The sequence below is a fragment of the Microcella indica genome (genome assembly GCF_013414345.1).
Classification (GTDB): domain Bacteria; phylum Actinomycetota; class Actinomycetes; order Actinomycetales; family Microbacteriaceae; genus Microcella; species Microcella indica.
Map to the genome: position 1 here is coordinate 544,681 of NZ_CP058670.1, position 24,412 is coordinate 569,092.

Consider the following 24,412-nt stretch of genomic DNA (forward strand, 5'->3'; position numbering starts at 1 on the left):
CGAAGGCTATCGAGGACCAGCGACCCGCGAACGGGGCCTCGCGGGCTCGTAGACTGACCGCATGTTCCGCGCGTTCCGCTCCGCAGAGCAGAGCAGCGCGCCCGCGGTCTCCACGGTCCCCCCGGGTGTGCGCATCGCGAGCGAGTGGTCCTGGCGCTTCCTCGCCATCGCGGGCGCCGCCGGGGTCCTCATCTTCCTCATCATCCAGTTGCGGCTCCTGGTCATCCCGCTCTTCATCGGCGTGCTGCTCGCGGCGCTGCTCGTCCCCTACGCATCGTGGTTGGGCTCGCGCCTGCGCTTTCCCCGCTGGCTCGCGATCCTCACCGCGATGCTGACCCTCATCGCGGTCGTCGGGGGCCTCGTCTGGCTCGTCGTCTCCCAGGTGCGGGCCGGCTACGGTTCGCTCGAGGAGCGATCGGTCGAGCGCTACGCCGACTTCCTCTCCTGGCTGTCGGCGACCTTCGAGCTCTCCGACGCCGAGCTCGCGACGGTCATCGACGACACGGTCGCCCAGCTCGACCTGGGCGGAGGCTGGCTCGTGAGCGGAGCGCTCTCCGTCGGCTCCACGCTCACCGAGGTGCTCACGGGCTCGGTGCTCGTGCTCTTCGCCGTGCTGTTCTTCCTCATCGACGGGCGCCGCATCTGGCAGTTCGTCGTGGGGCTGTTCCCGCGGCGGGCGCGCACCCCCGTCGACGGTGCCGGTCGAGCCGGGTGGCTGACCCTCACCAACTTCGTGAAGGTGCAGATCTTCGTCGCGTTCGTCGACGCGGTGGGCATCGGGCTCGGTGCGGTCATCCTGCAACTGCCGCTCGCTCTGCCCATCGCGGTCGCGGTGTTCCTCGGCGCGTTCGTGCCCATCGTCGGCGCCGTCGTCACCGGAGCGCTCGCCGTCTTCGTCGCGCTCATCTACTACGACATCGTGATCGCGCTCATCATGCTCGGCATCGTGCTGCTCGTGCAGCAGATCGAGGGCAACGTGCTGCAACCCCTCGTCATGGGCACCGCGGTCAAGGTGCACCCGCTCGCGGTCGTGCTCGCCGTCGCCGCGGGCGGATTCCTCGCAGGCATCCCGGGTACGCTCTTTGCCGTGCCCATCGTGGCGGTGCTCAACGTCGTCGTCCGCTACCTTTCTCGTGGGCAGTGGCGCACCAACCCTCGGCCGAGCCTCGCCGACGTCATAGCGCCCCACGATCACGATCCCCCCACGACAGAAGGGCGAGCATGACGACCCCCGTGACGCTGGCCGGCCCCACGCTCGACGACGTCGAGGCCGCGCGCCTCCTCGTGCGCCGAGTCGCGGAGACGACGCCCATCGAGACCTCCCGGTACCTGAGCGACATCCTCGGCGCGACCGTGCTGCTCAAGTGCGAGAACCTGCAGCGCACCGGCTCGTACAAGATTCGCGGCGCATACACGCGCATGGCGCGGCTGACCGAGGAGGAGCGCTCGCGCGGAGTGGTCGCCGCGAGTGCCGGCAATCATGCGCAGGGCGTGGCCTTCGCCGCGCGCGAGCTGGGCATCCACGCCACGATCTTCATGCCGATCGGGGTGGCCCTGCCCAAGCTCCAGGCGACCCGCGACTACGGAGCCGAGGTCGTGCTGCGCGGGCACTCCGTGTCGGAGCCGCTTCAGGCCGCCGCCGAGTACGCCGAGCGCACGGGCGCCGTCTACATCCCGCCCTTCGACCACCCCGACGTCGTCGCCGGTCAGGGCACGCTCGGGCTCGAGCTGCTCGAGCAGGTTCCCGACCTCGAGACCGTCGTCATCCCGATCGGCGGAGGCGGGCTCGCGAGCGGCGTCGCGAGCGTGCTCAAGCGACGGGCGGCCGAGGAGGGGCGCACGATCCGCATCATCGGGGTGCAGGCCGCCAACGCGGCCGCCTACCCCATCTCGCTCGCCGCGGGCGAGCCGACCGACATCACGATCGGCTCGACCATCGCCGACGGCATCGCCGTCGCACGGCCGGGCGCTCTCAACTTCGCGATCATCCGGGACGCCGTCGACGAGGTCGTCACCGTCGAGGAGGACGACATCGCCCAGGCCATGCTCGTGCTGCTCGAGCGCGCCAAGCTCGTCGTCGAGCCGGCGGGCGCCGTCGGAGTCGCCGCGGTCATGCAGGGCAAGGTGAGTGCTCAGGGCACGACCGTCGTCATCCTGTCGGGCGGCAACATCGACCCGCTCATCATGGAGCGCGTCATCAGTCACGGTCTCGCGGCGGGGGAGCGCTATCTCAAGCTGCGCATCCCCCTGCCCGACCGGCCCGGCCAGCTCGCTCGCACGAGCGAGATCGTGGCTTCGCAGAACGCGAACGTCGTCGAAGTGCTGCACACTCGCCACGGCACGGGGCTGCAGATCAGCCAGGTCGAGCTCGAGCTGCACATCGAGACCCGCGGCCCCGAGCACGCCGACCAGGTGCTGGGCGCGCTGCGGGACGCAGGGTATGAGCCGCGTGTCGACTTTTAGCGTGCGCGCGCAACGCTGGCGCGTTGGAGGTCGAGGCCGCGCGTCGACGTTTGGCGTTCGCGCGCAACGCTCGCGCGTTGCGGGGTGCGAACCGCGCGTCGACTTCTCGAGCGCCGTCTCCTCTGACGGCCCCGGTCGTCTGTTCGGGAACGGGTGAGGCGGGCCGTCAGAGGAGACGGCACGGTCCGCTAGGGCGTGTAGGTCTCGACGTTCACGATCGTGACGGAGACCTGCGCGCCGCTCGGCGCCTCATAGCTCGTCGAGTCGCCGACCTTGAGCCCGAGGATCGCCGAGCCGAGGGGGCTCTGCTCGCTGTAGACGGCGAGCTCTCCGCCGTCGCCGACGATCTCACGGCTGCCGAGCAAGAACTTCTCCTCATCGCCCATGATCGTCGCCACGATGACGGTGCCCGGCTCGACGACGCCGCTCGACTGGGGCGCCTCGCTGACGGTCGCGCTCTTCAGCAGGGCCGAGAGCGTCCTGATTCTCGCCTCGATCTTGCCCTGCTCGTCCTTCGCGGCGTGGTAGCCGCCGTTCTCCTTGAGGTCGCCCTCGTCTCGGGCAGCCTCGATTCGCCGCGCGATCTCGGCGCGACCCTCGGTGCTGAGCTGCTCGAGCTCGGCGTTGAGGCGATCGTAGGCCTCCTGGGTCAGCCACTTCGTGTCGGTGGTGTCGCTCATCTTGTCTGCCTCCTGACGCAACAGAGCCGACCCGGTGGGTCGGCTCGCCGCAGTGATCTGAGGATATTACGGGAGCCAGCAGCGGTACGGCAAACCCGTCACGGCTGGTTCTGAAGTTCGCACGGTCTGCGCGAGGGACCGGGTGCGCTCAGGAGAGGCGGGGATCTCGACGATCGTCCACCCCACGATGCCGAAGCTGCTGTTGAGCGCCTGCAGTGCGCAGTGCACAGTGGTCTCCGGTGGTGCCGTCACCTCCCACTGCACGGTGATCGACGTGTCGGTGACGTCGGTATAGCCCAGTTCACGCGTCTCGAGCGTCGCGCTCGTGCCCGATAGTCCTCCCCACACGACCCACGCGGTCAGGACCACGGCGAGAGTGATGGCTCCTGCGATGAGGATGCGGCGAGTACGGCGCTCGCTCCCGGCGCTGCGCCCGTAGCGCTCATCGAGGAGCTGCTGGGTCGTCGTCATGGTTTCCTGTGCGGGTGGTCGGCGAGCATCCGGATGCGCTCGATAGTGTGGCTCTCAGGGTAGTCGGCGCCGCTGAGAGGCGAGCGCTCGGCGCCCTCCCCCCTCGGCGTGAATCCCACGCCGATCGACTCGAGGAGCACGCGTGCACTGGCTGACCGTTCACCGAACCGGCATCGGGCCGAACCCTGTGGACGACCCGCTCCTCCCGCCCATACAGGTCGATGAGAACCTCGTGACGCCGGGCGTCATCGGCTTCGTCGTCACGCTCCTCGTCGCGGTCGGTGCGATTCTGCTCATCATCGACATGTCGCGGCGGGTGCGCCGCGTGCGGTATCGCGGAGAGGTGCGCGAACGCCTCGAGGAGGAGCAGGCCTCAGCCGCCGTAGGGCGGGTCGAGGGCGACGATGAGGACCCCCGCCCAGTGGCATAGGAACGCCACGACCGTCAGGGTGTGAAAGATCTCGTGGAAGCCGAACACGCCCGGCACCGGGTTCGGGCGCTTGAGCCCGTAGATGACCGCCCCAGCCGTGTAGGCGAGCCCTCCGACGATCACGAGCGTCATCATGGCCGGGCTCGCGGCGAAGAGGTCGACGATGTACAGCACAGCCGCCCACCCGAGCAGCACGTAGAGCGGCACGTACGCCCAGCGAGGCGCGGTGATCCAGAAGACGCGGAAGCCGATGCCCAGCAGAGCACCCGCCCAGACGAGCGCGAGCAGCAGGTAGCCCTTGTCCGGGGGCAGCGCCATGATGGCCAGGGGCGTGTAGGTGCCGGCGATGAGCAGGAAGATGTTGGCGTGGTCGAAGCGCTTGAGCAGTATGCGCGTGCGCGTGCTCCAGTGGAACCGGTGGTACGTCGCCGAGATGCCAAAAAGCAGGAGCGACGAGGTCATGAAGACGGCGCTCGACCACGTGGCGGCGACACCGTCGGCGACGATCAGCAGCACGATGCCGGCGACGACGGCCAGCGGGAACGTGCCGGCGTGAATCCAGCCGCGCCAGGTCGGCTTCTCCTCTCGTTGCTCGATCCGCTCGTACTCGATCGACTCCTCGAGGAGAGGGACATTCGGGATGTCCGCCGCGGGCTCGTCGTCGACGCGGTCTGCGGCGGTGGTCACGGGCTCCTCAGCGGCAGGCGTCATGCCGCGATCGTAGCCCGCCCAGCTCACAGGCGCCTTTCGACTGGAGACCGTGAACAATGCGAGCACGGTGCACTACCGTGATGGCTGTGCAATCGAGGAGAAGTCTCCGCGGGCGCGGCGTGCTCTACCAGCTCTACATGCGCCGGCTGCGGCATCAGTTGTCCGATGCCACGCACCCTCGTCATGTCGCGATGATCCTCGACGGCAACCGGCGCTGGGCGCGACTGCGCGCCGGCGGCACGAGCGCGCACGGGCACCGCGCCGGAGCGGAGAAGATTCGCGAGTTCCTGACGTGGTGCGACGACGCGGGCATCGGAGTCGTCACGCTCTACCTGCTCTCGACCGACAATCTGACGGGGCGGGAGTCGGAGGAGCTGCGGGAGCTCATCCCCATCATCGGCGAGCTCGCGAGCGCCCTGTCGCAGTTCCGCGACTGGCGCGTGCAGCACGTGGGCAGCCGCGACGGCCTCCCGGACCCGCTCCTGGCTCAGCTGGACGCCGCCGTGGCGAGCACGCGAGACCACAAGGGCCTGCACATCAATCTCGCCGTCGGCTACGGCGGCAGGCGCGAGATCGCCGACGCCGTGCGCTCGCTCGTGCACGAGCACGCCTCGGCGGGCGGCACTCTGGACGCGCTCGGCGAGCTGCTCACACCGGAGAACATCGCCGACCACCTCTACACGGGAGGCCAGCCCGACCCCGACCTCGTGATCCGCACGTCGGGCGAGCAGCGCTTGAGCGATTTCATGCTGTGGCAGAGCGCTCACAGCGAGTTCTACTTCGTGGAGGCCCTCGGGCCCGACCTGCGCGAGGTGGACTTCCTGCGTGCTCTGCGCGACTTCTCCCGCCGCCAGCGCCGTTTCGGCCAGTAGGCTCGCCGTCTCACACCTGGAGACCCTCATGACAGCTCTCGATGCGTTTATCGCCGACTTCCACGAAGACCCCGGCTACCTCGACTTCGCCCGTCTCGCCCCCGTGGGAGACCCGGTCCTGGCCGAGGAGCGCGCGCACGCCGAACTTCTCGCGCGCGCGCGCTTCGGCTCGCTCCAGACACTCGCTGAGCAGGATGCCCGGGCACGGGCCGCGCTCGGCGAGATGCTCGGCTTCCGCCCCGATCAGGTGGTCTTCCAGCCGAGTGCCTCGCAGGCGCTCATGCACGTCATGTTCGGGTTGACGGGTGGCGTCTCCGCATCGCCGGGCGATTTCCCCGCCGTCGGCTACGCCCTCGCGCGGGCGGCGGAGGCCCTCGGCGTGCTGGTGCCGCGTGACCTCGTGCCGCAGCACGAGCGCGTGACGCCGGGAGTCGTGAAGGAGCAGGTGGGGGCGAACACGGTCGCGGTGATCGTGAGCCTCGTCGACTACCGCACCGGCCAGGTCGTCGACCTGGAGGGAGTGCGCCAGGTCATCGGCGACCGGCTGCTCATCGTCGACGCCTCGCAGGGCGCGGGGGTCGTGGACGCACCGTGGCAGGCGGTCGACGTGATCGCGGGCGGAGGCCGGACCTGGTTGCGCGCCGGCCCTGGCACCGGGTATCTGGTGCTCTCTGATCGAGCCCGCGAGAGCCTCACGCCGGTCTGGTCGGGGTGGCTCGCGCAGGGCTCGGTGGAGCCCGTTCACGAGATCCTGCCGCCGCAGGACGATGCGGGTGCCTTCAGAGTGGGCGCTGCAGACCCGGGTGCCGAGGCGAGACTCGCTGCGGCTGTCGAGGCAGTCGTCCGTGTCGGCGTCGAGGTCATCGCCCCTGTGGTGCTCGACCGCACCGCCCGCATTCTCGAACTCGTCGACGAGGCAGGCCTCGCGGTCGTCTCCCCGCGGGAGGACGAGGAGCGGGCAGGCATCGTGGTCGTCGAGCCCGATGCCGACCAGTTCGGCGTGCTCGCCGCCGCTCTCCACAACCACGGCATCTCAGCGACCAGTCGAGAGGGGCGCGTGCGGTTGAGCGCCCACGTGTCGACGAGCGAGGACACGCTCGCACTTCTGCGAACGGCCCTGCTCACCTTCCGAGCCGCCACGCGGCACTGAGGGAGGCACCGTGCTCTCTCCTGGGTGAACCAACCCGTAACACGCGCGTGTCGTTGCGCGTCGAGCGCGACGGGAGGCATAGCGTGGCGCTCATCAGGCATCGAGCCTGGTCGAGACGGCCGGAAGTTCGTCTTGCGAGCCCTGGCCGGCACGTCAGATGAGTCCGGGGGCGCCCGCGCTTCCGGGGTTGGAGCACTGGTGGCCGCATCGAGAACCTCCTCCCAGACATCCCGCACCACGGCGTCGACGACGGAGGTGATGCAGCGCACCTACGTCTTGGACACCTCGGTCCTCCTCAGCGATCCGAGAGCCATGTTCCGGTTCGCGGAGCATGCCGTCGTCCTCCCTGTCGTCGTCATCACCGAGCTGGAGGCGAAACGCCACGACCCGGAGATCGGGTACTTCGCGCGTCAGGCGCTACGCCACCTCGACGAGTTGCGGGTGCAGCATGAGCGCCTGGACTTCCCGATCGCGGTGGGGGAGGAGGGCGGTTCGCTGCGGGTCGAGCTCAACCACTCGAACCAGTCGGTGCTGCCGAGCGGGCTGCAGCTCGGCGACAACGACTCGCGCATTCTCGCGGTCGCTCTGAACCTCGCGCAGGAGGGCCTGGCCGTCACGGTCGTCTCGAAAGATCTCCCCCTGCGCGTCAAGGCCTCGTCGGTCGGTCTCGCGGCCGAGGAGTACCGGGCCGAGCTCGCCGTCGACAGCGGGTGGACCGGCACGGCCGAGATCACGCTGTCGGCCGAGCAGATGGCCGATCTCTACGACCGGGAGACGGTGTCGAGCGCGGCGGTGCGCGAGCTTCCCGTCAACACGACGCTCGTCATCCATTCCGACCGAGGGTCGGCCCTCGGGCGCGTCCTCGGCGAGGACGTCGTGGGCCTCGTGCGCGGGGATCGCGACATCTTCGGTCTGCACGGCCGCTCTGCCGAGCAGCGCCTCGCGATCGACCTGCTCATGGACCCCCAGATCGGCATCGTCTCCCTCGGCGGTCGCGCGGGCACGGGCAAGTCAGCGCTCGCGCTCTGCGCGGGTCTCGAGGCGGTGCTCGAGCGTCAGCAGCAGCGCAAGATCATGGTGTTCCGTCCCCTGTACGCGGTCGGGGGGCAGGAGCTCGGCTACCTGCCGGGCGATGCGGGCGAGAAGATGAACCCCTGGGCGCAGGCGACGTTCGACACGCTCAGCTCGGTCGTCTCGCAGAACGTGCTCGACGAGGTCATCGAGCGCGGGCTGCTCGAAGTGCTGCCGCTCACGCACATTCGCGGTCGGTCGCTCCACGACGCGTTCGTGATCGTCGATGAGGCGCAGTCGCTCGAGCGCAACGTACTGCTGACGGTGCTCAGCCGCATCGGGCAGAACTCGAAGGTGGTGCTCACGCACGACGTCGCCCAGCGGGACAATCTGAGGGTCGGGCGGCACGACGGCGTCGCGAGCGTCATCGAGACGCTCAAGGGCCACGCGCTCTTCGGCCACATCACCCTCACGCGCAGCGAGCGCAGCGCCATCGCGGCGCTCGTCACCGAGCTCCTGGAGGGCAACGAGCTCGCCTGAGCGCACCTGATCAGCACGGCGAGGGGTGTCCTGTCGGGCACCCCTCTCGTGCTATTCGAGCTGTGCTGCGCGTCGGAGCGCGACTCCGCTCAGCCCTGGTCGCCCGGCGATCCTGACGGTGCTTCGCCACGCTGCCGCGCGCGGTCGCCGACGGCGCGCAGGAGCTCGCCGATCGTGTGCGTGCGCTCGAGGGGGTGCCGCAGCGGCTCGTCGTCGACGACGCTGTAGCGGTTGCGTCGGCCCTCGCGCGTCTTGACGAGGTAGCCGGCCTTGACGAGCTCGGCGACGATGCGCTGCGTGCCGCGCTCGGTGATGCCGACGCGCTCGGCAATGTCGCGCATGCGCAGATCGGGGTCGTCGGAGAGGCACACGAGCACGTGCGTGTGATTCGTCAGAAACGTCCACTCGGCCACGCGACCACTGTACGAGCCACATCGCGCCCCGTCCGGCATCGAAATGCACGTTGTGCAATACGCGAACTAGCAATCGTGTATTGTGATGCGCGCAAGGAGGTTCTCCATGTTCTCAGCCGGTACCCCCCTCGACCCTCGCGCACTGCTCGCGGTGGCACCCATGCCCCCGATCGATGGTGGCCTGTGGCGACTCGACGGCGTCGCGCTGGTGCTGCTCGTCCTCGTCGTCGGCATCGCCGCAGCCGTCGTGCCCTTCGCCCACCGCTCACTCCGCGGCGACCGGCACGGCACTGCCCTCACGATGGCGTTGGGTGCGATGCTCGCGACGACGGCACTGCTCGCCGTCGCGGGCCCGCTCTGGATGCTCGGCCTCGCCTGGAGCGCCTCCACCGTCGCGACGCTTGTGGCCCTCGGTCTCGGCGGGGGAGTGCGCGCACTCCTTCCCGGTGCCGTATGGCTCGTCGCCGCCGACGTCGCGCTCTGGGCCGCGATCGTTCTGATGTCGCTCGGTGCCGAGGGGGATGCCGCAGCACTGCTCTTCGTGATCGCCGCCGTTCTGCGCTGTGCCCTGCCGCCCGCGCAGAGCTGGCTCGTCGGCTCTCTCTACGCTCCGACTCCCGTGAGTGCCGCTCTGCACGGCGGCATCGTGAACGGCGGGGGCATCCTCGTCATCACCCAGTTGCCCCTCATCGGCGAGAGCGCCCTGGCATCCCTCGCGCTCAGCCTCCTCGCGGCGGTCGGCCTCCTCGTCGGTGTGACGGCCTCGCTCGTGAGAACGGACGTCAAGGGCCGACTCGTCATGTCGACCGTCGCGCAGATGGGCTTCATGCTGCTGTGCGCCGCCCTCGGCCTCGCCGCCGCCGCGCTCGTGCACCTCGTCGCCCACGGCCTGTACAAGAGCTCGCTCTTCCTCGCCTCGAGCGACGGCATCGACCGTCGCGCCTACGACCGCCGCGCCCCGGCGGTCCTCGCGCTCTCCCGCCCCAGCGCCGCGGCCCGGGCCCTCGCGGGCATCGCGCTCCCCGTGATGACACTCGCGGCCGTGGCGGTCGCGGTGTACCCGGGCGGCCGGGGCGTGCCCGAACTCCTGCTCCTCGTCGTGGTGGGCGCGGCCTTCGCCGCCGCGGGCGCCCGCGCGGCACGACTCGCCCCGAGCACCGCGCTCGCCGCCGCGTCGACCACCCTGCTCGCGGGCGGTGCGGCGGCGTACGCACTCGCTGCATCGCTGCTCTCGGCGGTGATCACACCCGAGTCTGCGCCCGAGGCGCAGCCCGCCATCGTGGTCGTCGCGGTGCTCGCCCTCCTCCTCGTCGTCGCTCTCGGCGTCGTGCGTCGATGGTTCCCGATGAGCCGGACGGGTCTGGCCCTGCAAGCCTTCGGTCTCGGCTTCGGCGACCCTCGCGCTCGGCGTCCCGCGGGCAGAGCATCCACGGCGCGCGCGATCCCCGCATCCGACCCCCTCGGCAGCCCGCTCACGACAGGAGCCTCGTCATGACCGATATCGTCGCACCCATGCGCGCGGCCCTCCGCGCCCGGGCACGCGCCGAGATCGCCGCCTCGGTGATCGCCCCGTACTACGGCCTCGACGCGGCGATCGCAGTGAACCCGCTCCTGCCCTCGCTCTCCGAGGGGTTCGCCGGTGCGGTGACGCGGGCCGCACCCGCGCTCGGAGCCCGCGGGGCGCTCTCCGAGGGGCAGTACCGCGACCTGCTCGACTCCGGTCGCATCGCGGAGGCCGACCTCGCCCAGGCGATCCGTCGCCGCGACGCCGAGTCCCCGCGGGGGGCGACCGACGCGCAGCTCGTCACGCGGTTCCTCACCCGTGCTGCCCCGCCTCCACCGCTCGAGCGGCAGCCGATCAGCGCCGTCGACGAGCGACTCGCCCAATGGTGCCGCGCAGCGCTCGCCCCCGATGCCGCGGCGTGGCCCGTGCCCGTCGCCGAGCTCGGATACTTCGGCGCGTGGCGCGCCCTCGCGCTCCACGACGCGACCCTCCCGCGAGAGGCGAGGCGTCGCATCGCCGAACTCCCCGACGTCGCCGATCGTGCCCTCGCCACCGTTCTCGAGATCACCGACGTGAGCGAGGACGAGCAGCTCGCGCACTTTCGCGCCGGGCTCGCCCGGCTGCCCGGTTGGGCCGCCTACGTGCGATGGCGCGCCGAGACCGCGGGCGATGTGGACATCGTCGACCTCCTCGCCGTGCGCGCAGCACTCGAATGGGCACTCGACGAGCCTCGACCCATGCCCGCTGCGGGGCACGGCGACGAGGCGGGCGCCGTGCGCACGCTCGTCTGGCAGGAGGCTTTCGAGTCGGCCCCCCATCGTCGGGTGCTCGAGCAGATCACCGCATGCTCGGGTCGTCACCGTGACGCCTCGGCACCCCGCGCTCACCTCGTCTTCTGCATCGACCCCCGCAGTGAAGGACTGCGACGGCACCTCGAGCGTCGCGGCCCCTACGCCACCTCCGGCTTCGCCGGCTTCTTCGGAATCGCCGCGCTCGTGGAGCCCCTCGCCGCGACCGAGCCCGCGGCAGCATGCCCCGTGCTGGTGACTCCCCGCTACCGCGTGGCCGAGCGACCGGCACCCGGGGCGTGGCGCGACGCCGCTCGGTTCGTGCGCTCTCTCGCCCTCCGCCGCGCCCTGCGCTCGAGCGTCAAGGCGCCCGACGCCCTTCCCGGCGCCCCGCTCGGCTGGGCCGAGGTCACCGGGTGGCTCTTGGGCCCGCGCTCGATCGCGCGCAGCCTGCTGGCCGGGCGAGCAGTGCGCGCGGGGCGCCCCGACGATCCGGCCATGAGCGTGCCCACGCTCCTCGACCTCGATAGCGCGCTCACCCCTGAGGCGCAGCTCGACACGGCCGAGGTGATTCTGCGCACCATGGGCATGGTGGAGTCGTTCGCGCCTCTCGTCGTCTTCGTCGGCCACGGCACGTCGACGACCAACAACGCCTACCGAACGGCGCTCGACTGCGGAGCGTGCGGGGGCCACCGGGGCGCTCCCAATGCGCGGGCTGCCGCCGCGCTGCTGAACACGCCGGCGGTGCGGGTGGGACTGAGCGAGCGGGGGATCAGCATCCCTGAGGCCACCGTCTTCCTCGCCGGGGAGCACGACACGGCTACTGACGTGGTCACGCTCGCCGACCTGCACCGGCTCGAACCGGTGCGGCGCGACGCCGCCGCCGAGGTCGAGCGAGACGCTCGGGCAGCGGGGCACGACCTCGCCGCCGAACGGATGCTGGATCTGCCGGGCGCGTCTGCGCGCACGCCGGCGAGCATCGCCGCCGCTCGTCGGTCGCGGGACTGGGCTCAGGTGTACCCGGAGTGGGGTCTCGCGCGGAACGCCGCGATCGTCATCGGGCCGCGGTCGCTCACCGCGGGCGCCGACCTCGAGCGCCGCGTCTTCCTGCACTCGTACGCGCCCGAGCACGACGCCGAGGGCACGGCGCTCGAGACGATCCTCACGGCACCGCTCGTCGTTGCGCACTGGATCAACGCGCAGTACTACTACTCCGCCGTCGATCCCGAGGTGTTCGGCGCCGGGTCGAAGACGGTGCACAATCTCGTCGCGGGCGCTGGAGTGCTCAGCGGGCCGTCGGGAGACCTGCGACTCGGCCTGCCGTGGCAATCGGTCGGCACCCGCGACGGTCTCCACCACGAGCCCGTGCGGCTGCTCGTGGTCGTCGACGCGCCGCGCGAGCGCATCGAGCGCATCGTCGAGCGCGCCGACGTCGTGCACGATCTCGTGCACGGCGAATGGGTGACCCTCGTGCGACCGGGCGACACGGTCGGCGAGTGGGAGCGGTACACCCGAGCAGGGTGGCAGTCGTGGCAGCTGCCCGGCGCCGAGTGGACTGCAGGAGAGGAGGCGGCATGAGCCGCGAAGCACTGACGAGGATGACCAAGATCGAGATCGTGGCGCGCACGGTCGATGCCGACGCGGTGCGCCGCCAGATCGTCGCGGCGGGAGCGACGGGCTACACGAGCCTGCCTGCGGTGGCCGGTCTCGGGCACCACTTCGCTCACGAGGGCCGGCAACTGTTCAACGACCGGGACGCGCTCACGCTCATCATCACGGTCGTGCCCGATGACCGGGCGGACGATCTCATCGAGGGTCTGCGCTCACTGCTCGACCTCACAGCGGGCGTCATGTTCGTCTCCGACACCTACGTGAGCAGACCGCACTACTTCCGTTAGAGGCCCGGCGCCGTCATGCGCAGCACTTCGAGAGCGCTGTCGAGCTGCTCGAGCGTGACCTCGCCGCGCTCGACGAATCCGAGGTCGATCACGGCCTCGCGAATGGTGAGACCCTCAGCGACGGAGTGCTTGGCGACCTTCGCGGCCGCCTCGTAGCCGATGACGCGGTTGAGGGGCGTCACGATCGAGGGCGAGCTCTCGGCGAGGGCCCGAGCGCGTTCGAGGTTCGCCTCGAGACCGGTCACGGTCTTGTCGGCGAGCACCCGCGTCGAGTTGGCGAGGAGGCGGATCGACTCGAGCAGCGACGTGCCCATGACGGGGATCGCGACGTTGAGCTCGAAGGAGCCCGATGCGCCCGCCCACGCAACGGTCGCGTCGTTGCCGATGACGCGCGCGCACACCATGAGCACGGCCTCGGGCACGACCGGGTTGACCTTGCCCGGCATGATCGACGAGCCCGGCTGCAGATCGGGGATGCGCAGCTCCCCGAGGCCGGTGTTCGGGCCCGACCCCATCCACCGCAGGTCGTTGCAGATCTTGGTGAGCGACACGGCGATGACGCGCAGGGCGCCGCTCGCCTCCACGAGGCCGTCCCTGGCGCCCTGCGCTTCGAAGTGATCGAGGGCCTCGGTGATCGGCAGCCCCGTGGAGCTCGCGAGCTCAACGATGACCTTCTGCGAGAATCCGAGCGGGGTGTTGATTCCTGTGCCCGTCGCCGTGCCGCCGAGCGGCACCTCCGCGACGCGCTCGATCGTGGAGCGCACGCGCGCGACGCCGAGGCGCACCTGTCGCGCATAGCCGGCGAACTCCTGCCCCAGAGTGACCGGCGTCGCGTCCATGAGGTGGGTGCGTCCGGCCTTGACTGCGGTCGACCACACCTCGGCCTTCTGCTCGAGGGCGACGGCGAGGTGCTCGAGCGCGGGGATGAGCTCGTGCAGCAGCGCGCTCGTCACGGCGACGTGCACCGAGGTGGGGAAGACGTCGTTGGACGACTGGGAGGCGTTCACGTGGTCGTTGGGGTGAACGTCCATCCCCGCGATGCGCGTCGCGAGGGTCGCGAGCACCTCGTTCATGTTCATGTTCGAGCTCGTGCCCGAGCCCGTCTGGTAGGTGTCGACCGGGAAGTGATCGTGATGCTGCCCCTCGATGATCTGCTCTGCCGCTTCGGCGATGGCCTGCGCGAGCGGAGCATCCAGAATTCCGAGCTCGGCGTTCACGAGAGCGGCGGCGCGCTTGATCTGCGCGAGAGCGATGATCTGCCCCGACTCGAGCCCCGAGCCGGAGATCGGGAAATTCTCGACGGCGCGCTGGGTCTGGGCCCGGTAGAGGGCGTCGCGTGGCACGCGCACCTCGCCCATGGTGTCGTGCTCGATGCGGTAGTCGTCTGTCTCGGTCACGTCGATGTGCGTCCTTCTGTGCGTGGCGGTGGGGTGTCTGGTCGGCGGGTGGCGGGTGAGGATGCCCGGGTGTCGGCTCGGCGTGCGTCGAGCTCGGTCAGATCTGGCCCACGACGACGTCGGGCTCGACGCGACCCTCGCGCAGCTTGTAGTTCGCGCCGACGATGGCCAGCGTACCGGCGGCGACCTCCTCGCTGATGAGCTCGCTCGCCGAGAGCAGCGCTCCGACGGTGTCGCGCAAGTGCTGACGACCGACCTCGAGAGCGTCGAGCTGGTCGATCGCGCTCGCCCCCGCGCTCATGCGCACGCGCTGAACGGCGGGGAGGATCTGGTTGACGATGCCGCGGATGTGCACGGGCAACGGCTCGGCGCCGGGTCGGGCGGAGTCCATCGCGGCCCGCACAGCACCGCACTCGTCGTGCCCGAGCACGAGGATGAGCGGCACGCGCAGCACTGCCACGGCGTACTCGAGCGAGCCGACGACGCTGTCACTGATGACCTGCCCGGCGTTGCGCACGACGAACAGGTCGCCGAGTCCCTTGTCGAAGATGATCTCGGCGGCGAGTCGAGAGTCCGAGCAGCCGAACAAGGCCGCGCCAGGGGCCTGCGAGCCGGCGAGCTCGGTGCGCCGCTCGACGTCCTGGTGCGGATGCTGCGGCTCGCCCGAGACGAACCGCGCGTTGCCGCGCTCCATCTCGCGCCAGGCCTGGGCGGGGGTGCGTCGGGTTGCAGTCATGCGGTCACCTCGCGTTGATCGATCGAGGCCGCGACTACGGTGCGGTCTCGGTCTCGTCCTCGGCAGGAAGGTCGGCGGCGATCGCAGTAGCCAGTAGCGCGAACTCGTTCTCCGACGCGGTGCCGTAGAGCACGATCGTGCTCTCGGCGGCCTCGGTCACGAGGGCGTACTGGCGGCTGCCGACGGCGTCGACCCCACGTCGATCGTAGAGGTTCCACTCGACCCCGGCGATCTCCACGGGCTCTCCGCCCGACGCACCCCGCAGCAGGTCATCGAGCCACGTCGGATTCGTCTCGAAGCCCTGCACCAGGGCGATGAAGGCGTCGGTGTCGGTGAGGAAGCCGATGTACCACTCGCGCACGCCGCCGCTCGCGGTGAGGTCGGCGCGGTTGGCCGACCAGGCCGGGGGGACGGTGGGCGCCAGCACGTCCGTGCCGAGCGCGGCGGAGGCATCTGCTGCGGTCGACGGGTAGTCCACGGGCGGGGGAGTGGGTGTCTGCCGCACGACGACGACGACGAGGAACAGGACGATGCCGAGCGACGCGACGAGGGAGAGCACGAGATTCTTCGTCGACTGGTTCGCGCGGCGACGGCGCCGCGACTCGGCCACGCGTGCCGCGGTCTCCTCCGGCGTCTCGGGCCGACCGAGCTCGGCGACGACCCTGCCCGCTCCCGCAGACGTCACGGGGCGCTGCCGTCATCGGAGGCGGCGGCGCGAGCAGCGTCGAGGCGAGCCTTCGCGCCGAGCAGCCACTCCTCGCATCGTCGCGCGAGCGCCTCGCCGCGCTCCCACAGGGCGATCGACTGCTCGAGCGTCGCGCCGCCCTGCTCGAGCTCGGAGACCACGCGCACGAGCTCGTCTCTCGCCTGCTCGTAGCTCAGGCCGCTGACCTCGGCGCGCTCGGGTGGGGAGGTCTCGGAGGCGGGGGAGTCGGTCACGTCAGTCATGCTAGGTCTGCTTTCCTTCGCTCGGGGTGGGAGTGTGCGATGGGGCGTCGTTCGGCGAGGGCTCGGTGCCCGTCACGGTCGCGGTCAGGCGGCCCGCGGCGAGAGTCACGTGCAGCGCATCGTCGAGCGACGCTCGCGCGGCGTTGCTCACCACGCGCCCGGCGTCGTCCTGCACGATCGCGTAGCCGCGATCGAGCGTCCGCTGAGGAGAGAGCGCCCGCAGCTGGCGGCGCCGCTCGTCGAGGGCGTCGAGCGAGCTGTCGAGGCGGCGCGTCGTCAACTCCGCACCGCGCGCGACGAGGCGCGTGAGCTCCTCCGCTCGCGTGGCGATGATCCACGTCGCACTCGCGAGCGCCGGTCGGGAGCGGAACTGCGCCACGCGCTCGATCTCGGTCGTGAGCATCGAGGTGAGCCGGGTGATGAGCCGAGACCGGGCCTGCTGCACGGTCGCGAGCTGCTCGCCGACATCGGGCACGACCCGTTTCGCGGCATCGGTCGGTGTCGAGGCGCGAAGGTCGGCGACATCGTCCAGCAGCGGTCGGTCGTTCTCATGCCCGATCGCACTCACGAGGGGCGTCTCGCAGTCGGCGGCGGCGCGCACCACGGCCTCGTCGCTGAAGGGCAGCAGGTTCTGGAAGTCGCCGCCGCCGCGCGCGACGATGATGACGTCGACGTCGGGGTCGGCATCGAGCGCTCGGATGCCCGCCACGAGCTCGCCGACGGCCCGGTCGCCCTGCACGGCGGAGTGGTGCACGCGGAACGAGACGGACGGCCAGCGCAGCTGCGCGTTCCGCAGCACGTCCTTCTCTGCGTCGCTGTCGCGTGCGGTGACGAGCCCGATGCACTGCGGGAGGAAGGGCAGGGGCCTCTTGCGCTCGGGGGCGAAGAGCCCTTCGGCCGTGAGCTGACGCCGCAACTGCTCGAGGCGCTCGAGAAGGTCGCCCAGGCCGACGCGTCGCATCTCGAACACCTGCATCGTCAGGGTGCCGCCCTTGACCCACCAGTTCGCCTTGACGAGAGCGATGACCCGATCGCCCTGACCGAGTCCCTCCGGCAGCTTCCCGCGCACGGAGGACCAGATGGTGAAGGAGACGGTCGCCTCGGCTGCGAGGTCTTTGAGCTTGCCGTAGACGTTGCCGCCGGAGACGCCCCACTGGGTGATCTCGCCCTCGACCCAGACCGTGCCCAGGCGGTCGATGTACCCCTTCAGCTTCGAGGAGAGCTGCCCCACCGGCCACGGCGCGTCGGCGGCGCTCGCCGTCGGATCGGGTGCGGCTCCCGGGCGGCGGGGAGCCTCGGGGGCATCGGTCACGCCCCCAGGGTAGCCGCGGGCGGCGACACATGGGCACGGAGTCCACCTTCAGGGGCCCGCGCCTAGACTGGGCCCTGTGAGCACCATCACCAACGGAGCCCCCGTCAGCACACCGATCGTTCCCGCGCGGCGCGCGCGGTTGACCGACGAACCCGTCGCGGGCAGCAAGCGGGTGCTGCTCGCCGCGCCGCGCGGGTACTGCGCCGGCGTCGACCGGGCGGTCATCGCGGTCGAGAAGGCGCTCGAGCAGTACGGCGCACCCGTGTACGTGCGCAAGCAGATCGTGCACAACATCCACGTCGTGACCGAGCTCGAGAAGAGCGGTGCGATCTTCGTCGACGAGGTCGAGGAGGTGCCGCCGGGCTCGCACATCGTCTTCTCCGCCCACGGAGTCAGCCCGGCCGTCGTGCAGGGCGCGGCCGACCGCGGCCTCGCCGCGATCGACGCGACGTGCCCGCTCGTGACAAAGGTGCATCGCGAAGCGGTGCGCTTCTCGAAGCAGGACTACCGCATTCTGCTCATCGGTCATGCTGGCCACGAGGAGGTCGAGGGCACGATGGGTCACGCGCCCGAGCGCACGATCCTCATCGGCAGTCCGGAGGAGGCCGACACCGTCGAGGTGCCCGACGCCGACGAACTCATCTGGCTCTCGCAGACCACGCTAAGCGTCGACGAGACGATGGAGACCGTTCGGCGTCTGCGCGCGCGGTTCCCGCATCTGCAGGACCCTCCGAGTGACGACATCTGCTACGCGACGCAGAACCGTCAGGTCGCGATCAAGAAGGTCGCCCCGGAGTGCGATCTCGTGATCGTCGTCGGGTCGGCGAACAGCTCCAACAGCGTGCGCCTCGTGGAGGTGGCGCTCGAGTACGGTGCGCGGGCGGCCTACCGCGTCGACTACGCGAGTGAGATTCGGCAGGAGTGGCTCGAGGGTGTCGCGACCGTCGGCGTCACCTCCGGGGCGAGCGTTCCCGAGGTGCTCGTGCAGCAGGTGCTCGCCGACCTCTCCGACGCCGGCTACGGCGAGGTGGAGGAGATCACGACGGCCGAGGAGGACCTGCTGTTCTCGCTGCCGAAGGAGCTACGGGTCGACAAGTCGGGCAAGCGTGACGACCGCGCGCTCGGCGGGCGCACGCGGGCCTGACGGGCTGGCTCCATGACCACCGCCGATGCGACCGCTTCGGCGCTGCGACTGCCTCCCCCTCGCGAGGTGACGGCGAGCGCTCTCGTGCGCGGGCTGGCGACTGCGCAGCGCCTCATCGGCCCCGCGAGCATCCTTCTGGCCGGTGGCATCCTGCTCGAGGTGGGCGCTCGACGCGGCGACCTCGCGAGCGTCGCACCGCTCGCGGCGCTCCTCGCCCTCATGCTCGTCAGCTCGCTCGCGCTCGCGTGGCGACCGACGGCGCTGCTCGCGGCGGCGCAGCTCGCGCTCGGCACCGTCGCCGGCACGGTCTATGCGGCGGTCGCGATGCTCACGCTGTCGCGGGGCGAGTCGCAGAGCGCCTACCTCATCGAGGCCGTCGCGACCGCCCTCATCTTTATCGGCGCGATCCGACCGCGCGCCTCGAACGGCATTCTGTGGGTCTCGGGCGCGTGGCTCGCGGGCAGCGTCTCCCTCGCCGCGGGGGCCGCGCTCGTCGGGGAGACCTACGTGCTCTCCTGGGACCGCGTGACCGACGCCGGCATCATCTGCGGGGCGTACGCGATGGTCGCGATCGGCTGGCGCCGCCGGCGGGAGCGCCTGCCCGAGCTGCCTGCGCTGACGCAGTCCTCCCGCAGCGGCGAGGATCAGCGCGTGCGGGAGCGCGCCGCGACCGCGGTCGTGCACGACACGGCGCTCGCCGCGCTCACGCTCGTCGCGCGCAGCGCGCCCGAGCTCGACGCGCGGCTGCGGCAGCGCATCCGTCGTGATCTTCGCATCGTCGCGACCGCGACGGTGTCTCCACGCGGCACGTCGCCGGCACCGGATCCGCGGCGCGCGAGCCTCGGTGCGCGCCTGCTCGCCATTGTCGACGACGTGCGCTGGCGGGGCATGCGCGTGGACGTCGCGGGCGCTGATGCCGCCCTCGGGTATCCCGGTGATGACGCGGCCGAGGCGATCCTGGGGGCGACCGCGGCCGCCCTCGACAACGTCGTCGCGCATTCGGGCACGACTCATGCGGACGTCACACTGGGGTCGGCCGAGGGGCTGCTCACCGTCATGATCGTCGACGGGGGTCGGGGGTTCGACCCCGCGACCGTGCCCGCGGACCGCCTCGGCCTGCGGGAGTCGGTGGTCGGCCGCGTCGAGCGCGTGGGAGGCTCGGCGCGCGTCTGGTCGGGGTCGACGGGCACGACCGTGCTGCTGTCGGTTCCCGCCGAGCCGGTCGCGACAGTGGACGAGGTCGAGCGATGAGACGGTGGTGGCGATTCTCGGCGATCGATGTCGACACGCTCAGCTGGCTCACGTCGTCCCTCGTGACGATCTGGGTGTCGATCGTCGTCGCGCTCCACGGCATCGTCTCGATCACGGCGGGCGGGCAGGCCGGTGGCTCGATCACGACGCAGGTGCTCGCCCTCGTCCTCCTCGTGGCTGCCGGTGTCCTGATCCACGTCGGGTCTCGCCCGTACCGGGGGCGGCTCGGTGCGGCGCTGTCGATCGCCGTCTTCGTGCTGACGGGTCTCGGGGTGCTCGTCTCGGCTGCGGGCCTGCGCGGCGAGGCCGTCGTGCCAGAACTGTGGTGGGCGTCCCTCGCCGCAGCGCTCATCGCCATGTCTCTCGCCCCGTTCGTGCCCGGCCGCGTCTTCCTGCCCGGCATGATCGGACTCTCCGTGTGCACCATCCTCGGCGCGTTGAGCGCGACGGGGGGAGAGGGCGTGCGGCTGCCGGTGGCCGCTGCCCTGACCGCGTCCTCCCCCGTGCTCTTCGCCATCATCGGGGGGTCGGTGCTCACGGGCGTCATGATCGCCGACGTCGAGCGCTGGCGCGGCCTGGTGGGCGACGCCCGCGTGAAGGATGAGCAGGAGGAGCCCGTGCTCGCCATCCTCGAGCGGGTCACGGCGGGCGCCTGGTCGCAGCGCATGCAGCCGTTCCTGCAGTCGATCGCTGCGGCGGAGGAGGTGAGCGACCGAGATCGTCGGCGTGCCGCGGCGCTCGCCGACGAGCTGCGGCGGGCGCTCGTCGATCGAGACGCGCAGTCGTGGTTGAGCGCGATCGTGGCCGAGTGGCCCGTGCACGTCGACGACCCGCACCGCCTGGCCGGCACGATCACGGTCGATCAGCGCAGTGCCATCACAGCTCTCATCACCGGCCTGTTCTCCGACCCGGACGCGGGTGTCTTCGGGGCTCGTCTTCGCTTGGCGGCTGCGGGGGACGACGCGGTGGCCGTGGCCGTCACGGTCTCGCTCGATCTTCCCGAGGGGCGGCGCACGACGGTCCTCGCCCCCTACTATCTGAGCGTGAAGTCCGTCGTGAGGCGCATCGAGTGGCGCAACGGGGAGTCGCTCGTCGTGAGCTTCGACGTCGACGCGGAGGGTCAGCGGTAGCGGCATGGCCGTCTTCGAAACACCCAGGCCGGTGGCGGCGGCCGCCATCGTGCGCGGTCTCGCGGCGGCTCAGCGTCTCATCGTCGTGCTCGGCCTGCTGTTCGGCGCCCTCACGATCGCCGACCTGCTCGCCGCCCGGGGGCACGGCGGGTACACGACGCTCGTCATCGCGCCTGTCCTCGCGGTCTCCCTGCTGGCCCTCGTCCTCCTCTGGCGGCCCACCCTGCTCACGGCGTCCCTCTTCCTCGCCGGTGGGGCGGTGAGCTCGGTCGCGGTCATCACCCTCGGCCTCACCGTGGACCCCGGGTTCGCCGAGCCTGGACCGTTCGCGCTCAACCGCACCGCGAGCGCACTCGTGCTCGTGGGCGCACTGCACGGCAGCGCGCTGAGCGGGATGGTGTGGAGCATGGCAGGTCTCATCGTGGCCTATGGCAGCCTCGCCGTCGGGCTCGCCGCCGGGGGAGGCTCGGCGGCGCCGGGATGGGGCCCGCTGCTCCTGTTCATCGTGTCGTTCCTCGCCTACGGCATGCTCGCGCTCGCCCAGCGCCGCGCCCAGCTCGCGACCCCGGCTCTCGAGAACGCGCTCGCCTCGCTCGAGCGAGCCGAGCGGCAGCGAGCGCTCGAGCTGCGCTCCGCGGCGGTCGTGCACGATACCGTCCTCGCCGATCTCGCCGTGGTCGCGGCATCGCCCGGTGCGCTCAGCGATCGCGCCCGCGCGCGGTTCGTCTCCGACATCGACGTCATCCGGTCGTCGAGCGTGCGGGAGCCGGCCGCCACCCGGCCGGTCGCAACCGAGTTCGGCTCGGCGCTGCTCGAGTTGGCGCACGACTTCCAGTGGACGGGAGTGCGCGTGGAGGTGAGCGGGGCTGAGATGCTCGCACGCACCGTGGAGGCGCGGGTCGCCGATGCGCTGCTGGCCGCTGCGCGTGCCGCCCTCGACAACGTGGCGCGCCACTCCGGTTCCGATCACGCCGACCTCGTCGTCGGCGAGCGCGCGGGGGTGGTCTCTCTCCTCGTCGTCGACGACGGTCGCGGCTTCGACCCTGACGCGGTGCCGGCGGATCGCCTGGGCTTGAGCACGGCGATCAGGGGTCGCGTGGAGGATGTCGGCGGCTCGGTGCGCATCTGGGCGGGCGAGGACGGCACGACGGTCATGCTGACCGCGCCGCTGCGAGAGGACGCCCCATGAGCGGCCGTGCGGCGGCACCCCGGCAGCATCGCACGCCGTGGGACGCCGATCCGCTGAGCTGGCTCGCCGTGCCGAACCTGCCGCTCGGGGCCATCGGGGTGACCCTCGTCTACGGTGCCATCGTCATGCTCGTCGGCGGCCAGAGCGGCACGCCGCTCCTGATGCAGGGCGTCGCCCTGCTGCTCGCGACGCTCGGGCTACTGTCGCTGTTCTTCTCGACCCGACCCCGACGGGGGCCGCTGTCGGGCGGCCGAGCAGCGGTCGCCGTCGCGCTCGTGAGCGCGGGGATGCTGATCTCGGCCGCCGCGCACCGCGGCAACGACGAGATCGTGCTCGAGCTGTGGTGGGCGCCCTTCGTCTGCACCCTGCTGCTGCTCGCGATGGCACCGTACAGCGACCCGCCGTGCGTGCTGCTCTCGGGGCTCGTGCTGCTGATCACCGCGCTGGGTGCCGCCGCATTGCTCGACGCCGGGGCGGCGAGCGCGTGGCCCCCGCTCGCCGCGACGAGCATGATCGTCTCGCCCGTCGTGTTCGGCACCGCCGGCGCCGTCGCGTTCATCGTCACCGTGACGAGGCGGCTCACACGGTGGTCGGAGCGCCCGTGGTCGGAGGGGCCGGCCGCCGCCGTCCACGATGCGGGAGGCGATCCAGACGGCACCGAGCTGCTCATCGCGCAGGTCGACGAGCAGACGAGCGCGCAGCTGGCGGAAGCGCTCGCGCTGCTGGCCGGCGTCGTCGAGCGCGGCGAGATCGACGACCGCGACCAGGGGAGGGCGGCCGAGGTGGCGACGAGGCTGAGAGAGCAGCTGCTCGCGTCGGCGAACGACAGCTGGCTCGAGCGCATGGCGCGCGGCAGGCCGTTGAGCGTGCGCGACCCTGATCGGCTCGCCGACCGCCTCGGCGTGCCGCAGCGTACGGCTCTGCGCGCGATGCTGGATGCCCTGCTCGACGACCCCGCCTCCGGGTTCGTGTCTGCGCGCATCGAGTTGCGGTCGCCCGTGGAGGGCACGATCGCGGTCGCGCTCAGAATTCTCACGACTCTCGCCGAGGGGCGCCGCGTGACGTTCCTCGAGCCCTACTACGTGAGCCTGCAGTCGACCGTCACGGGTATCCGCTGGCGCAACGGGTCATCGATCGCGCTCGACTTTACGACCGCGCCTGACCCGCGGTCGCCGAAGCCGCCGCTCGCGCAGCGTCAGGCTCAGCTGCCCGAGTGACCCGCTGAGCCCAGCTGACGGGTCGCGTCGACGACGCGCGCGGCCATCGCGCTCTCCGCCGCCTTGCCCCATGCGCGCGGGTCGTAGACCTTCTTGTTGCCCATCTCGCCGTCGACCTTGAGGAAGCCGTCGTAGTTCTTGAGCACGCTGTCGGCGACCGAGCGGCTGAAGGCGTACTGCGTGTCGGTGTCGATGTTCATCTTGATGACGCCGTTGGCGACCGCGGTGGCGATCTCGTCATCGGTCGAGCCCGAGCCGCCGTGGAAGACGAGGTCGAGAGGCAGAGCATCCGTGCCGTACTTCGCCTGGATGCCGTCCTGGATCTCCTTGAGCAGCTCGGGGCGCAGCTTGACGTTGCCCGGCTTGTAGACGCCGTGCACGTTGCCGAAGGTGAGAGCGGCCATGTAGCGGCCGTGCTCGCCGAGCCCGAGAGCCTCGACCGCCGCGGTGACGTCGCCGAGAGTCGTGTATAAGGCGTCGTTCGAGCCCTCGTGCTGCACGCCGTCCTCCTCGCCGCCGACGACGCCGATCTCGACCTCGAGAATGGCGTTGATGGCCTTCATGCGGGGCAGGAGGTCTTTCGCGATCTCGAGATTCTCGGTGAGAGGCACCGCCGAGCCGTCCCACATGTGCGACTGGAAGATCGGGTTGCGGCCGGCCTTCACCTCGGCCTCGCTCGCCTCGATGAGCGGCATGACGAACCCGGGCAGGGCATCCTTCGGGCAGTGATCGGTGTGGAGGGCCACGGTGACCGGGTAGTTCTTGGCGACCTCGGTGGCGAAGGCGGCGAAGGCGAGCGCTCCCGACGCGCGGGCCTTGACGCTCTGGCCGGCGAAGTAGTCGGCGCCTCCGGTCGTGACCTGGATGATGCCGTCGGAGCCGGCGTCGCTCAGGCCCTGCAGCACGGCGTTGATCGTCGACGACGACGAGACGTTGATCGCGGGGTAGGCGAAGCCGCCCTTCTTGGCCTTGTCGAGCATCTCGGCGTACTGGTCCGGCGTGGCGATGGGCATGAGACTCCTCGGTACTGGGGGTGTCGTGGTTTCGCGTCGAGTCTAGCCACGGGCGTGCCCGCTGCCACCGGCTGATCGCCCCGACGGGTGTTCAGGCTCGACGCTAGGCTGGTCGCGCGCTGCACTGCCACCCGGCGCGTCCTC

At 70.9% G+C, this 24,412-nt stretch carries 24 protein-coding genes; 14 read left to right on the forward strand and 10 right to left on the reverse strand.

Annotated elements, in window-relative coordinates:
- Nucleotides 1–61: 61 nt before the first annotated feature.
- Nucleotides 62–1,225: an AI-2E family transporter gene (locus tag HUJ41_RS02705; RefSeq protein ID WP_179873253.1), complete on the forward strand. Its 1,164-nt coding sequence runs from the start codon at nt 62–64 to the stop codon at nt 1,223–1,225.
- On the forward strand, nt 1,222–2,463 hold the full coding sequence (gene ilvA, locus HUJ41_RS02710; RefSeq protein WP_179873254.1) for a threonine ammonia-lyase: 1,242 nt from the start codon (nt 1,222–1,224) through the stop codon (nt 2,461–2,463). Before HUJ41_RS02705 ends, ilvA begins: the two co-directional genes overlap by 4 nt.
- Nucleotides 2,464–2,651: 188 nt before the next feature.
- On the opposite strand, the gene greA is transcribed toward ilvA, so the two are convergent.
- Nucleotides 2,652–3,143, reverse strand: a complete 492-nt coding sequence (gene greA, locus HUJ41_RS02715) for a transcription elongation factor GreA (RefSeq protein WP_179873255.1) — start codon at nt 3,141–3,143, stop codon at nt 2,652–2,654.
- 66 nt (nt 3,144–3,209) lie between these two features.
- The gene (locus HUJ41_RS02720; protein WP_179873256.1) at nt 3,210–3,614 is read right to left on the reverse strand and encodes a DUF4307 domain-containing protein; all 405 of its coding nucleotides are present in this window, start codon (nt 3,612–3,614) and stop codon (nt 3,210–3,212) included.
- A gap of 142 nt (nt 3,615–3,756) precedes the next feature.
- Here HUJ41_RS02720 and HUJ41_RS02725 point away from each other — a divergent pair, with 142 nt between their 5' ends.
- Nucleotides 3,757–4,044, forward strand: a complete 288-nt coding sequence (locus tag HUJ41_RS02725; RefSeq protein WP_224744537.1) for a hypothetical protein — start codon at nt 3,757–3,759, stop codon at nt 4,042–4,044.
- Here HUJ41_RS02725 and trhA read toward each other — a convergent pair.
- Entirely contained in the window at nt 3,988–4,755 is a 768-nt protein-coding gene (trhA, locus tag HUJ41_RS02730; RefSeq protein ID WP_179873257.1) for a PAQR family membrane homeostasis protein TrhA, read from the reverse strand. The genes HUJ41_RS02725 and trhA overlap by 57 nt on opposite strands.
- Before the next feature lie 80 nt (nt 4,756–4,835).
- Between trhA and HUJ41_RS02735 the strand changes: the two genes are divergently transcribed.
- The 3 genes from HUJ41_RS02735 (at nt 4,836) to phoH2 (ending at nt 8,328) form a co-directional block, all read left to right on the forward strand.
- Complete coding sequence (locus HUJ41_RS02735) at nt 4,836–5,627, forward strand: isoprenyl transferase (protein ID WP_179873258.1); 792 nt, start codon at nt 4,836–4,838, stop codon at nt 5,625–5,627.
- A gap of 28 nt (nt 5,628–5,655) precedes the next feature.
- Nucleotides 5,656–6,777: an aminotransferase class V-fold PLP-dependent enzyme gene (locus HUJ41_RS02740; RefSeq protein WP_179873259.1), complete on the forward strand. Its 1,122-nt coding sequence runs from the start codon at nt 5,656–5,658 to the stop codon at nt 6,775–6,777.
- Nucleotides 6,778–7,035: 258 nt separating this feature from the next.
- On the forward strand, nt 7,036–8,328 hold the full coding sequence (gene phoH2 / locus HUJ41_RS02745; protein WP_179873832.1) for an RNA 5'-3' helicase PhoH2: 1,293 nt from the start codon (nt 7,036–7,038) through the stop codon (nt 8,326–8,328).
- Between the two features lie 89 nt (nt 8,329–8,417).
- Here phoH2 and HUJ41_RS02750 read toward each other — a convergent pair whose 3' ends face one another.
- On the reverse strand, nt 8,418–8,741 hold the full coding sequence (locus tag HUJ41_RS02750) for a helix-turn-helix transcriptional regulator (RefSeq protein ID WP_224744538.1): 324 nt from the start codon (nt 8,739–8,741) through the stop codon (nt 8,418–8,420).
- A 106-nt stretch (nt 8,742–8,847) separates the two neighbouring features.
- On the opposite strand from HUJ41_RS02750, the gene HUJ41_RS02755 reads away from it, so the two are divergent.
- From HUJ41_RS02755 to HUJ41_RS02765, 3 genes are read left to right on the forward strand one after another with little or no spacing between them, the layout of a single operon-like run.
- Nucleotides 8,848–10,236, forward strand: a complete 1,389-nt coding sequence (locus HUJ41_RS02755) for a proton-conducting transporter transmembrane domain-containing protein (RefSeq protein ID WP_179873261.1) — start codon at nt 8,848–8,850, stop codon at nt 10,234–10,236.
- Nucleotides 10,233–12,611 (forward strand): putative inorganic carbon transporter subunit DabA, encoded by a 2,379-nt coding sequence (locus HUJ41_RS02760; protein ID WP_179873262.1) that lies wholly within the window; start codon nt 10,233–10,235, stop codon nt 12,609–12,611. The genes HUJ41_RS02755 and HUJ41_RS02760 overlap by 4 nt, the downstream gene beginning before the upstream one ends.
- A complete protein-coding gene (locus HUJ41_RS02765) occupies nt 12,608–12,931 on the forward strand; it encodes a P-II family nitrogen regulator (RefSeq protein WP_179873263.1) in 324 nt (107 codons plus the stop codon). Before HUJ41_RS02760 ends, HUJ41_RS02765 begins: the two co-directional genes overlap by 4 nt.
- On the opposite strand, the gene HUJ41_RS02770 is transcribed toward HUJ41_RS02765, so the two are convergent.
- The 5 genes from HUJ41_RS02770 to xseA all read right to left on the reverse strand — a co-directional run bounded on the left by HUJ41_RS02770 (nt 12,928) and on the right by xseA (nt 17,324).
- Entirely contained in the window at nt 12,928–14,328 is a 1,401-nt protein-coding gene (locus HUJ41_RS02770; protein WP_179873264.1) for a class II fumarate hydratase, read from the reverse strand. The genes HUJ41_RS02765 and HUJ41_RS02770 overlap by 4 nt on opposite strands.
- Before the next feature lie 97 nt (nt 14,329–14,425).
- Entirely contained in the window at nt 14,426–15,064 is a 639-nt protein-coding gene (locus tag HUJ41_RS02775; RefSeq protein WP_179873265.1) for a carbonic anhydrase, read from the reverse strand.
- Between the two features lie 34 nt (nt 15,065–15,098).
- On the reverse strand, nt 15,099–15,749 hold the full coding sequence (locus HUJ41_RS02780; protein ID WP_179873266.1) for a DUF4245 domain-containing protein: 651 nt from the start codon (nt 15,747–15,749) through the stop codon (nt 15,099–15,101).
- On the reverse strand, nt 15,746–16,012 hold the full coding sequence (locus tag HUJ41_RS02785) for an exodeoxyribonuclease VII small subunit (protein WP_179873267.1): 267 nt from the start codon (nt 16,010–16,012) through the stop codon (nt 15,746–15,748). The genes HUJ41_RS02780 and HUJ41_RS02785 overlap by 4 nt, the downstream gene beginning before the upstream one ends.
- Before the next feature lies 1 nt (nt 16,013).
- Complete coding sequence (gene xseA / locus HUJ41_RS02790) at nt 16,014–17,324, reverse strand: exodeoxyribonuclease VII large subunit (RefSeq protein ID WP_179873268.1); 1,311 nt, start codon at nt 17,322–17,324, stop codon at nt 16,014–16,016.
- A gap of 76 nt (nt 17,325–17,400) precedes the next feature.
- Here xseA and HUJ41_RS02795 point away from each other — a divergent pair, with 76 nt between their 5' ends.
- Genes HUJ41_RS02795 through HUJ41_RS02815 form a run of 5 tightly spaced genes read left to right on the forward strand, consistent with a single transcriptional unit; the run spans nt 17,401 to nt 23,255 of the window.
- A complete protein-coding gene (locus HUJ41_RS02795; RefSeq protein ID WP_179873269.1) occupies nt 17,401–18,468 on the forward strand; it encodes a 4-hydroxy-3-methylbut-2-enyl diphosphate reductase in 1,068 nt (355 codons plus the stop codon).
- 12 nt (nt 18,469–18,480) lie between these two features.
- Nucleotides 18,481–19,719 (forward strand): sensor histidine kinase, encoded by a 1,239-nt coding sequence (locus HUJ41_RS02800; protein ID WP_179873270.1) that lies wholly within the window; start codon nt 18,481–18,483, stop codon nt 19,717–19,719.
- Nucleotides 19,716–20,849 (forward strand): hypothetical protein, encoded by a 1,134-nt coding sequence (locus tag HUJ41_RS02805; RefSeq protein ID WP_179873271.1) that lies wholly within the window; start codon nt 19,716–19,718, stop codon nt 20,847–20,849. Before HUJ41_RS02800 ends, HUJ41_RS02805 begins: the two co-directional genes overlap by 4 nt.
- A 4-nt stretch (nt 20,850–20,853) precedes the next feature.
- Nucleotides 20,854–22,038 carry a sensor histidine kinase gene (locus HUJ41_RS02810; protein WP_179873272.1) on the forward strand — a complete coding sequence of 395 codons (1,185 nt, stop codon included), beginning with the start codon at nt 20,854–20,856 and terminating at the stop codon, nt 22,036–22,038.
- Entirely contained in the window at nt 22,035–23,255 is a 1,221-nt protein-coding gene (locus tag HUJ41_RS02815; RefSeq protein WP_179873273.1) for a hypothetical protein, read from the forward strand. Before HUJ41_RS02810 ends, HUJ41_RS02815 begins: the two co-directional genes overlap by 4 nt.
- On the opposite strand, the gene fbaA is transcribed toward HUJ41_RS02815, so the two are convergent.
- Nucleotides 23,240–24,268, reverse strand: a complete 1,029-nt coding sequence (gene fbaA / locus HUJ41_RS02820) for a class II fructose-bisphosphate aldolase (RefSeq protein ID WP_179873274.1) — start codon at nt 24,266–24,268, stop codon at nt 23,240–23,242. The genes HUJ41_RS02815 and fbaA overlap by 16 nt on opposite strands.
- Nucleotides 24,269–24,412 lie beyond the last annotated feature (144 nt).